Consider the following 10,681-nt stretch of genomic DNA (forward strand, 5'->3'; position numbering starts at 1 on the left):
GCGTCGTGGGTCTACGGAGCATTCGGGTCGAGCGTCGCGATGAGGGCCTCCGCCACGACTTTGAGCGGGCGCCCCGAGATCTGGCTCGCCTTGCGCAGGCGCGCGAAGGCATCCTGCTCGCTCAGACCTTCCCGCTCCATGAGCAGACCCTTGGCCCGCTCTATCGCCTTCCGCGCTGCGAGCGCTTCGGCGAGCGAGTCCGCCTCCTCGCGCACGGCTGCAAGCTCGTCGTGGCGTGCCCGCGCGGTCGCGATCGCAGGCAGCAGGTCCGTCTCGCGGAAGGGCTTCACGAGGTAGCCGAACACCCCGGCCTCGACGGCCCGGGACACGAGCTCCTGCTCGCCGTACGCGGTCACCATGACGATCGGAATTGGCCGCTCCTCGAGGATCCGACGCGCCGCGTCGATCCCGTCGAGGCGCGGCATTTTAACGTCGAGGAGCGCGAGATCCGGCTCGAGGGTGCGCGCAAGCGTGACTGCTTCCTCTCCGTCCTTCGCTTCGGCACAGACATCGAAACCCACCTTCTCGAGCATCGCCCGCAGGTCGAGCCTGATGATCGTCTCATCTTCAGCGATCAGGATTCGCATGGTCATCCTTTCCGATCTCAATGCGTGCCGGGAACCTGACGTCGGCACGCAACCCGGGATCGTTGACCAGCGTCAGCTCACCGTGCAGCTCATCGCGAACGAGCGCGCGAACGATCGAGAGGCCGGTGCTGTCATCCGCAGCCTGCATGCCATCGCCGTCGTCGGCGATCGAGAGCACGACTTCACCGTCGAGCCCCGTGAGTGTAATCGAGATCGTGTTCCCGCCGTGCTCGAGGGCGTTGCCGAACAGCTCGCTGAAGACGAGCGCGAGCGACGTCGCCCTCTGCCCCGCGAGCGATACCGGCTCGAGGGATGAGCTGACGTCCTTCCCGGCGACGAGCCCCTGCACGAGCATGGCGCGGAGCCGGTCGATCAGCTCGTCGAGCTGGACGTCGTCCTCGCGATGCTCCGTCAGCACCTCGTGTACCGCTGCGATCGCCAGGATACGGTTGACGGAGTCGCCGAGCGCCTTCTGCGGGTCGACGTTCTCGGCGCGCGCCTGGAGGCGCAGAAGCGAGGCGACGGTCTGCAGGTTGTTCTTGACCCGATGATGGATCTCCTGGGCGAGCACCCCTCGAAGGGCCATGCGACCGTGCTCGAGCGCCACGGCCGCCTGGCTCGCGATCGCCTCGAGGAGCTGGCGGTCGTCGTCGGAGAACCGGGAATCCCGGTCGACGACGAGCTCGCCGATCGTCCGGCCACGCCAGCGCAGCGGCAGTCGCACTGCGTGCTTGCCGGCACGCCCTTCAGGCCAGGCGATGCGCCCGTCTTCGAGAACGATCGCTGCGCCCGTTGCATTCGTCGACTCGACGGTCGTCTGCACGATCGCCTGGAGCGACTCCTCCAGGTAGAGCGACTCCGAGACGGCCTCCGAGATCCGCGCGAGTGCCTCCAGCTCGTGCACGCGCCGCTGCGCCTGGGAGTACAGCTTCGCGTGCTCGATCGACTGCGCCACCTGACCCGCGATCGTCATCAGCAGATCGACCTCGGCCTGCGTGAAGGCTCGCGGTTCGCGTGTGCGTACGTTGAGCGCGCCTTCGAGTTTCTCGCGGGCGAGAATCGGCACGGCGAGAATCGATGCGTAGTCGTCCTCGGGCAGGTTCGGGAACGCCTTGAAGCGTGGGTCGAGATGCGCGTCGGAGGCGATCATCACAGGGGCGCGCTCGGCAGCTGCGGCGCCGGTGATGCCCTCGCCGCGCCGCATACGCGGCACCCTTCCGGCATCCGCGACGCTCGTCCCGTGCGTCGCGCGCAGCACGAGCTCGTCGGTGCGCTCGTCGTAGAGGTAGACGTAGGCGGAGTCGGTCTCGAGGGCTGCGGCCACCTCGTGTGCGATCGCCTCCATGACCTCCTGCAGGTCGAGCGAGGAGTTGACGACCTCGGTCGTACGAGTGAGGAGCGCGAGGTGCCGAGCCGCGTCCTCCACGTCAGTCGAGATAGCCGAGAACGATCACGCCGAGGATCGGTATCGCGATCGTCAGCGAGAAGTTGAACCAGCCGACAATGATCAGGCGGCGTCGGGTCGCCGGCGCCTGCGGCTCCTGCGCCCGCATCTCCCGCTGCAATCGCGGCCCGAGGATGTAGTCGTGGATGAGCGCGCCGATGACGAGGAAGACGACGAGCACGGACTTGACGATCACCGTCTTGTCGAAGTCGGTCGAAAGCGCCGCCGAGTTGAAGCCGCCGTGCAACTCCGTGAGCCAGAGGCCCGAAAGAATCGCCACGCCCATCGCGCTCCAGCCGAGCGGTCGCCAACGCCGCCCGAGCGCCTTCATCGCGGTTGCTCTCGCCTCGCCTTCGAGCTTGCGGATCGCAGGCACTCCTACGAAGACGAGCACGATCGTCCCACCCACCCAGACCATGGCGGACATCACGTGGACGATGCGGAGAACGGTGAGCACAGAGGCAGGCTATCGTCGCGGGCGGTCTCGTCGTCACGATCGAAACCGGCTGATCGGCTGGATGCTCCTCGTCGGCGCGGTCGCGGAGCGGCAGATTGACCCCACAACGACCACGGGCCCCTCTCGGGTCCCGCGATCGGCCGTCAGTCGCAAGCGAGCCACTCGCCTAGCGGCTCAGCCTGCACGAACGATAATGCTCCTTCTCGGCGCAGTTGTCCAGTCAAGACACGTAATTGCCGCCGAGCGGCATCCCGCAACTGCGAGATGCCGCCCGTGAAATGCGGATCTACAGTGCCGCGAGGTAGCGGTCGAGCTCCCACTGCGAGACCTGCGTTCGGTACTCGTCCCACTCGGTGCGCTTGAGCTCGACGTAGCGCGGGAAGATGTGCTCCCCGAGCGCCTTCTGGAGAAGCTCCGACACCGCGAACGCCTCGATCGCCTCGCCGAGCGAGCCTGGCAAAGCCTCGACGCCCTGCTCGACGCGCTCCTCCTCCGAGAGCCGATACAGGTTGGTCGTCATCTCGGGCGGGAGCTTGTAGCCCTTCTCGATTCCCTCGAGGCCCGCGTGCAGAAGCGCCGCGAACGCAAGGTACGGATTGCATGCCGGATCGGGGCAGCGGATCTCCGCGCGCGTGCCTTGCTCCGAGCCCGGCTTGTAGAGCGGGATCCTGATCAGCGCAGAACGGTTGCGTTGCGACCAGGCCACGTAGACCGGTGCCTCGTAGCCCGGCACGAGCCGCTTGTACGAGTTGACCCACTGGGCAAGCACAGCCGAGAGCTCCCGCGCGTGGACGAGCAGCCCGGCGATGAACGACTTCGCAGTCTCGGAGAGGTGATTCGGGTCCTTCGCGTCGAAGAACTGGTTGCGGCCGCCCTTGAACAGCGACATGTGCGTGTGCATGCCGGACCCGTTCTCGCCGAACAGCGGCTTGGGCATGAACGTCGCGTAGTAGCCGTGCCAGGCAGCGACCTCCTTGACGACGATCCGGTAGGTCATCGTCTTGTCCGCCATCGAGAGCGCGTTGTCGTACCGCATGTCGATCTCGTGCTGCGAGGGGGCGACCTCGTGGTGGTGGTACTCGATCTGGATCCCGACGGACTCGAGCGCGGTGATCGTGTCGTTCCGCACCTCGGTCGCCGCATCCTGAACGGTCATCGCGAAGTAGCCACCCTCGTCGATCGTCTCGGTGCCCTTGTCGTCCTCGAACAGGAAGTACTCGAGCTCCGGGCCGACGTTGAACGTGTCGAAGCCCATCTTCTGCATCCGCTCGAGCGCGAGCTTGAGGATGTAGCGCGGGTCACCCTCGTACGGAGTGCCGTCGGGCTTGACGACGTCACAGATCATGCGGCCCACCTTCGACCCCAGCGCGTGCCCGTGATCGTCGACTGGTCGCGGCATGATCTCGAACGTCAACGGGTCGGGGATCGCGACCATGTCCGACTCCTCGATCCGGTTGAACCCCGTGATCGACGAGCCGTCGAAGCCCATCCCGTCGTTGAGCGCATCCGCCATCTCGTTCGGCGTGATCGCGAACGACTTGAGGTGGCCCTCGAGATCGGTGAACCAGAAGAGAACGTGCTCGACGCCCTCGTCCTTGATCCGCTTCAACACTGCGCGTCGCGCGGCGACGTTCGACGTTGCCCGATCCTTGCTCTTTACCTGCGTCGCCCGCTTCGGTGCCGCGGGCGCTGCTGCGTTTCTGGGTCGCGCCATCTGATGCTCCTCCCTTGAGAACGAAAAAAGCCCCAGGCACAAGCAAGCGCCTGAGGCCTCGTTGCCTCGAAAATCGACCTCCCGAGACTAGCAGGGTCGGCCGCCGTTGGCCGACCGGTTACCGCTCCGAAACCGGCGGCGGGAGCGACTCGAGCGCCGGCGCCTCTCCGTGGTGTCGTGCCGCTCGACGATAGAGGCCTAGGGCGGGCGCCATGCAGAGGGCTCCAGCCGCAAGCGCCGCTCGAAGCGAGAAGGCGTTGCCGATCACCCCGATCGCAGGCCCGCCCGTCCACTGGCCGACGGCGTCGGCTTGACTCGTGATCGACAGGACGGTCGCTCGGACCCCGGGCTCCTCGACGTTGCGATTGAGCCACGTCTGGAAGATCGGGTTGGCAACGTTCCGGCCGAGGCCGACCGCAAAGTAGGCGGCAAGGGCAAGCCAGAACTGGTCGGCCAGCCCGAAGACGAGCGCGCTGACGAGGAGCGACGCATCGAGCCAGAACAGCGTCTTCGCCATCGTCTCGAGCCCGGCGGCCTCCACCCGCTTGCCGAGTGGTGCGGCGACCGCGATCGAGAGCAGAATCGTTCCCGCGCCAAAGACTCCGAACCAGATGACGGGGTCGAGACCTCCGAACGAAGGCAGGCCGATGTCACGAATGAAGTGGGCCTGCCAGAGCCGGTCGTACCCCTCGCTCCACATGCCGGCGAACGCGGCGATCCCGAGGATCGCGAGCAGGGCAGGTCGTGCCCGCACGAGCCGGACGCCCTGCCCACCGGTGTGCGCCATCTGCGAGAGCGACCCGCGTTCCTCGCGGGGGAGCGGCGAAAAGCCCGTCTCCGGCATCACGACCGCGAGGAACGCGGCAAGGAGCATCGTCCCGGCTCCGGCAGCGACGATCGCGAACCGGAGGTCGACGACGGCCAGTGCAACGCTTGCACCGATCCCGGCAAGTGCGGCGACGCGTCCGACCTGAGCGCCTCGCAGATAGACGCGGGCGAGCCGCTCCTGGCCCACCTCATCGGCAATCCAGGCATCTGCTGCCCCGCTCGTGAACGTGTAACCGACACCCCAGAGTGCGTTTGCGGCGAGGATCGGCCACACGGTATCCAGGGCTCCGAAGAGCGTCACGGCGATGCCCATGACGAACGTGCCGACGACGATCGAAAGCCGTCGCGAGTGGACGTCGGCGACGATCCCCGTCGGGATCTCGAAGACGAAGATCGCCACCTCCATGGACGTTCCGACGAGTACGAGCTGAAGTGGGCTCATGCCGACCTCGGTGACGTAGTAGACGGCCGTCACCGTGAACGCGAGCATGGCCAGAAACGAGGTGGCGGCCTCGTAGGCGTACCAGGTGGTGCGTGCAGAAAGGCGGTGCATGGAACGGCTCCAGTCGATCTCGCATCAGGAAGGTGACCCGGGAGCAGGCTGGCGCTGCGGGAGCCAGGCGTGAAGAACGTGACTGCCGGAGCCGTGCCTGCTGTTAGACGGAGACTGACACTTCGCACCGAACGCTACACGAGCGCCGCGACGCTTGCCCCTTGCGCACCGGGGGCAATAGCCTCTACAGTGTGTACTCGGAGTCGCCGACGATGGCGCTTCGGGTGGCGACGACGCCTCAGTGCCCTTCGGGAGCCCTGGGGCTTTTTTTGTGCGCGTTTTCGTGTTCGACAGGAAGGAGTATCTGATGGAGAAATTCAAGCTCGAGTACATCTGGCTCGATGGGTACGAGCCCGTTCCCAACCTACGCGGCAAGACGAAGATCGTGGCGTTCGACGAGTTCCCGACGCTCGAGGAGCTCCCGCTCTGGGGCTTCGACGGCAGCTCCACCAAGCAGGCCGACGGCAGCGACTCCGACTGCGTCCTCAAGCCGGTGGCGCTCTACCCCGACCCGGCCCGCCGAAACGGTGCGCTCGTGATGTGCGAGGTGCTTCTGCCCGACGGGACTCCCCACCCGAGCAACAGCCGGGCGGCGATCCCGGACGACCCGGAGACGTGGTTCGGGTTCGAGCAGGAGTACTTCTTCTACGTCGAAGGCGCTCCACTCGGCTTCCCGGCAGGCGGGGGATTCCCGGCGCCCCAGGGCGAGTACTACACCGGCGTCGGCCACAAGAACGTCGGCTCGCTCGCGCGCCAGCTCGTCGAGGAGCATCTCGACCTCTGCCTCGGCGCGGGGATCAACCACGAGGGCATCAACGCCGAGGTGGCGAAGGGCCAATGGGAGTTCCAGATCTTCGGCAAGGGCTCGCGGCGAGCAGCCGACGAGATGTGGATCGCCCGCTACCTGCTTCTCCGCCTCTGCGAGCGCTACGGTGTCGACGTCAACTGGCATTGCAAGCCGCTCGGCGCAGACGTCGACTGGAACGGCTCCGGGATGCACGCGAACTTCTCCAACCGGAGCATGCGCGAGGTCGGCGGCAGGGAGTACTTCCTCGCCCTGATGGATGCCTTCGAGCGGCACATGCACGACCACATCGAGGTGTACGGCCCGGACAACCATCTGCGCTTGACCGGCCTCCACGAGACCCAGTCGATCGACACGTTCAGCTGGGGCATCGCCGATCGCGGCGCTTCGATCAGGGTGCCACACAGCTTCGTCGACAACGGCTGGCGCGGCTACCTGGAGGATCGTCGCCCGAACTCGCAGGGCGACCCGTATCGCATCGCCGGGCGCATCGTCGAGACCATCGCGATGGCCGACGAGTCGGCTCTCGAGGAGACGCGACCGCTCGCCCTCGCCCAGACGGGCTAGACGAGCTCGAAGGACGAACGCCCGCCGGAGCCGTTTTCCGCCCGGCGGGCGAGGATCGAGGACCACGTCCTCGCGGGGCCGATGAAGGCTCCACCCGGGAGGCAATGACGCCTCAGCGCTCCCCCTGGGTGGGGACTTCCGTTGGACCAACGAGGAGGGTGAGATGATGAAAGTTGAGGCGGTCGTGGTACGCGACCGCGTCGAGACGGTGATGGACGCTGTCGAGTCCGAGACCGGGCACGTCGGCGTCACGGTCATCGAGGCAGTCGGGCACGGCAAGCAGCGTGGGATCACACACGAGTACCGGGGCCGCGTCTTCCAGTCGCGCTTCCTCCCGAAGGCGCACCTGACGTTCGTCGTCGCCGACGAGCTCGCCGAGAAGGTTCTCGTGACCGTCGCCGACGCCGCCCGCACCGGCCATGTCAGCGGCGACGGCATCTGCTGGATGTCTCCCGTCATGAACGTGACCCACAACCGCACCGGCGCGAAGCTCGAGGAGGTCGAGGCGCTATGAGTCTCGAGGAAGTTGGGTTCGCCGCCAGCACGATCTGGGTGATCTTCGCAGCGATCCTCGTCATCTTCATGCAGGCCGGGTTTGCCTTCCTCGAGGCGGGCCTGACGCGAATGAAGAACGTCGGGCATATCGCCGCAAAGAACGTGCTCATTCTCGCGATCGCGTCGATCGTCTACTACTGCGTCGGCTTCGGCATCGCGTTCGGCGACGGCGGCAACGGGATCGTCGGCGGCTCGGGCTTCTTCCCTACGGTGGACGAGCTCCTCACGATCGGGGAGGCTCCGTTCTCCTGGTTCGGCGCGATCCCGGCAGCGGCGGGATACCTCTTCGAGGTCGCCTTTGCGGCGGTCTCGCTCGCGATCGTGTGGGGCGCGATGGCGGAGCGGACCCGGTTATGGGTCTACTTCGCCTTCGGCGCCGTCTTCACGCTCATCTACTCGGTGGTCTCACACTGGGTCTGGAGCCCGGACGGTTGGCTCTTCTCGCGCGGGATGCAGGACTTCGCGGGCTCGACCGTCGTCCACTACCAGGGCGCCCTCGCCGGCCTCGCCGGCGCGATCCTGCTCGGGCCGAGGCTCGGGAAGTACGGATCAGACGGAAAGCCGAACGCGATTCCGGGGCACAACATGGCGTTCACCACGCTCGGCGTGATCATCCTCTGGATCGGCTGGTTCGGCTTCAACCCGGGCTCGACATTGTCGGTCGACTTCGGTGGCGTCGGCTTCTTCGCCTACGTCGCTCTGACGACGAACCTCGCGGCAGCGGCAGGCGTTCTCGGTGCTGTCCTGACGTCATGGATCGTCGTCAAGAAGCCTGACCTCTCGATGATGTTGAACGGCGCCATCGCGGCGCTCGTTGCGATTACCGCCGCGTGCGCCTTCGTTGCGCCCTGGGCCGCAATCGTGATCGGCTTCATCTCCGGGATCATCGTCGTGCTCGGATCGCTTCTCGTCGAGAGGGTCGGGATCGATGACCCGGTCGGCGCCATGGCCGCCCACGGCATGTCCGGTGTGTGGGGGACGCTCTCGCTCGGCCTTTTCGCCGTTCCCGCACTTGCGGCCAATCTGGAAACGGGGCAGGGCGGCCTCTTCTACGGTGGCGGCCTCCATCAGATGGGGACGCAGGTGATCGGCCTCGCAGCAGTGGGCGCGTTCACGTTCACGCTGTCGTTCCTCGTGCTGTTCCTCTTCAAGGTGACGATCGGGATCCGCACCCACTCGGAGGACGAGCAGATGGGCCTCGACGTTTCCGAGCACGGCATGTGGGGCTATCCCGAGTTCTATATTCCGGTGCCGGGCGGCTATGGCTCGGAGCACAACATCAAGGTGGGCCAGCAATACGTGAACAACGAGATCATCGTCTCCGAGGGTGCGCGGGGCGACAGTATGTACGTCGTCCAGACCGGAAAGGTCGAGGTCGTCCAGAAGGACGGGAACGGCGCCGAGCAGCAACTTGCGACGCTCGAGGAGGGCGAGTTCTTCGGGGAGATGGCGATCTTCGAGGACGAGACGCGGTCGGCGACGGTGCGCGCGGTCGGCGACGCCCGCATCCTCGAGGTCGACAAGAAGAGTGTGGAGCGGCGGCTCCAGGACAATCCCCAGCTCGCCGTCAACATGCTGAAGACGATGTCGTCACGCCTGCGGGCGGCGGACGCGCGGGGTAAGGCGGACGGTACGGCGGCAGCCGAGTGAAAGCCGCCTGTGTCTGAGACGGGGCCGAACGAGCACAGGCCGTCCCGGTGACCGATATCCGGTCACCGGGACAGCTCCTTACGGCAACGACCTAGATGAGCGCGAACGTGACCGAGATCGTCGCGGTCGTCTCGCGCGTGCCTGCCTCGATCGGGACTCCTACGTCGGAGACCGCGGACTTCTCGTACATCGGCACGGGATACGTCCCGCCGCCTTCGACGATCGCCGTGACCTTCCCGAGCGACCGACCAGCCGCTTGAGCGAGCACCTGCGCGGACTCGCGGGCATCGGCAACAGCCGCCTTGAGCGCCTGCCGGTAGAGCTTCTCCTGGTCTGCGACGCCGAGCGAGGGGCCGTTGGCCTGGTTCGCGCCCGCTTCGACGGCTGCGTCGATCACGGCGCCGACCTGGTCGAGTCCGATCGTCGCGGTGACGACGTTCGACGCGGCGAAACCGTTCGGTGCACCGTCAGCCCCGAACGCCTGCGAGAGGTTGACGGACTGGGTCGTGACGTTCTTGCCACCGGCCGCCTTGACGGCCGCAATCACCAATCGCATCTCCCGTGAGTTCGCTGCCAGCGCGCCCTTGGCCGTCGCGGCCCGGGAGTCGACGCCAAACGAGAAGACGGCGGTCGTCGGGACGGCCGAGACAGAGCCGTTCCCCGAGACGGTGATCGAGTCACCCGTCTGGGAGGGACCCTCGACGGCGCGGGCGCCCTCGGGACGGGCGACGCCGGCAACGGCCGCAGCGGCGACGAGCAGGATGGCTGCTAGGGCTATGCGTTTCATTCGTCTCCTCCAGATGTTGTGGTGACAGACGTATCGACACAGTCAGGCGTATCGGGAGCACAGACGCCGAGCGAGGTAGATGGCGTGGTGGCCGTGTCGGAGTCTTCGGGCTTCGTGGGCGTCTCCGGGGTGTCCTCGCAGTTGGTGCCCACGAGACAACTCCCTGCCGCTGCGCCGCCGCCTGAAGGCTCCGGATCTCCGGCTGAGTTACCTTCCTTTCCGCCGATCCGGGCGAGGCAGTTCGGATCGTCGGCACTGCACTTGGACAGGCTGGCGGGCGTTCCTCCGGCGTTCGGCTCGTCGTCGTCTCCGGCTATAGCGGCGTAAACGCCGAAACCAGCCGCGATCGCAATCGCGATCACCAGGATCGCTCCGAGGGTTGCGCGTTTCATCGATCTCCCTCCGGGTGTCAGGGTGCTCATGCCCCTACTACGCCGCCGCACCCGTCTCGCGTCACAGCCGGTTGCGCCGCTCGTTTGCGGATCGAGCGAGAAGGATGCGGGGCCGGCTCTGACGGGCCAGCGGGCAGGATCTCACCGGCTCCAGCGGGAGCGCGCCTCGGCGAGCGCCTCACGCACTCCGCCGGGGCCCGGGGCGCCCCGGGACGCGACGCTCTCGGCGGCCGTGCCGACAGGCACGAACGAGCCGTCCCGCACGCTCGAAGCCACGCGTTCGTGCGCCTCGCGGAACGGAACGCCTTCGAGCACGAGGGCTTCGGCCGCATCCGTCGCGAG

The 10,681-nt window shown here is 66.7% G+C and carries 10 protein-coding genes and 1 pseudogene; 3 read left to right on the top strand and 8 right to left on the bottom strand.

Annotated elements, in window-relative coordinates; translation table 11 throughout:
- Positions 1-11: 11 nt before the first annotated feature.
- From ABIR74_RS12125 to ABIR74_RS12145, 5 genes are all read right to left on the bottom strand, one after another.
- On the bottom strand, positions 12-587 hold the full coding sequence (locus ABIR74_RS12125; protein ID WP_348178467.1) for a response regulator: 576 nt from the start codon (positions 585-587) through the stop codon (positions 12-14).
- On the bottom strand, positions 568-2,013 hold the full coding sequence (locus ABIR74_RS12130) for a GAF domain-containing protein (protein WP_348178469.1): 1,446 nt from the start codon (positions 2,011-2,013) through the stop codon (positions 568-570). Before ABIR74_RS12130 ends, ABIR74_RS12125 begins: the two co-directional genes overlap by 20 nt.
- Position 2,014: 1 nt before the next feature.
- The gene (locus ABIR74_RS12135) at positions 2,015-2,488 is read right to left on the bottom strand and encodes a CopD family protein (protein ID WP_348178471.1); all 474 of its coding nucleotides are present in this window, start codon (positions 2,486-2,488) and stop codon (positions 2,015-2,017) included.
- A gap of 286 nt (positions 2,489-2,774) precedes the next feature.
- Positions 2,775-4,202, bottom strand: a complete 1,428-nt coding sequence (gene glnA / locus ABIR74_RS12140) for a type I glutamate--ammonia ligase (protein ID WP_348178473.1) — start codon at positions 4,200-4,202, stop codon at positions 2,775-2,777.
- 118 nt (positions 4,203-4,320) lie between these two features.
- The gene (locus ABIR74_RS12145; protein WP_348178475.1) at positions 4,321-5,583 is read right to left on the bottom strand and encodes an MFS transporter; all 1,263 of its coding nucleotides are present in this window, start codon (positions 5,581-5,583) and stop codon (positions 4,321-4,323) included.
- Between the two features lie 307 nt (positions 5,584-5,890).
- On the opposite strand from ABIR74_RS12145, the gene ABIR74_RS12150 reads away from it, so the two are divergent.
- The 3 genes from ABIR74_RS12150 (at position 5,891) to amt (ending at position 9,160) form a co-directional block, all read left to right on the top strand.
- Positions 5,891-6,955, top strand: a complete 1,065-nt coding sequence (locus ABIR74_RS12150; protein ID WP_348178477.1) for a glutamine synthetase beta-grasp domain-containing protein — start codon at positions 5,891-5,893, stop codon at positions 6,953-6,955.
- Between the two features lie 163 nt (positions 6,956-7,118).
- Positions 7,119-7,469, top strand: coding sequence for a P-II family nitrogen regulator (locus ABIR74_RS12155; protein WP_348178479.1), 351 nt, complete (start codon positions 7,119-7,121; stop codon positions 7,467-7,469).
- On the top strand, positions 7,466-9,160 hold the full coding sequence (amt, locus tag ABIR74_RS12160) for an ammonium transporter (RefSeq protein ID WP_348178481.1): 1,695 nt from the start codon (positions 7,466-7,468) through the stop codon (positions 9,158-9,160). Before ABIR74_RS12155 ends, amt begins: the two co-directional genes overlap by 4 nt.
- Before the next feature lie 91 nt (positions 9,161-9,251).
- On the opposite strand, the gene ABIR74_RS12165 is transcribed toward amt, so the two are convergent.
- From ABIR74_RS12165 to ABIR74_RS12175, 3 genes and pseudogenes are all read right to left on the bottom strand, one after another.
- On the bottom strand, positions 9,252-9,947 hold the full coding sequence (locus ABIR74_RS12165) for an SIMPL domain-containing protein (protein WP_348178483.1): 696 nt from the start codon (positions 9,945-9,947) through the stop codon (positions 9,252-9,254).
- Complete coding sequence (locus ABIR74_RS12170) at positions 9,944-10,309, bottom strand: hypothetical protein (RefSeq protein ID WP_348178485.1); 366 nt, start codon at positions 10,307-10,309, stop codon at positions 9,944-9,946. Before ABIR74_RS12170 ends, ABIR74_RS12165 begins: the two co-directional genes overlap by 4 nt.
- Before the next feature lie 171 nt (positions 10,310-10,480).
- Positions 10,481-10,681 (bottom strand): annotated as a pseudogene (locus tag ABIR74_RS12175) (argininosuccinate lyase); the annotation flags it as partial.

The sequence above is a fragment of the Gaiella sp. genome (assembly GCF_039915195.1).
Taxonomy (GTDB): domain Bacteria; phylum Actinomycetota; class Thermoleophilia; order Gaiellales; family Gaiellaceae; genus Gaiella.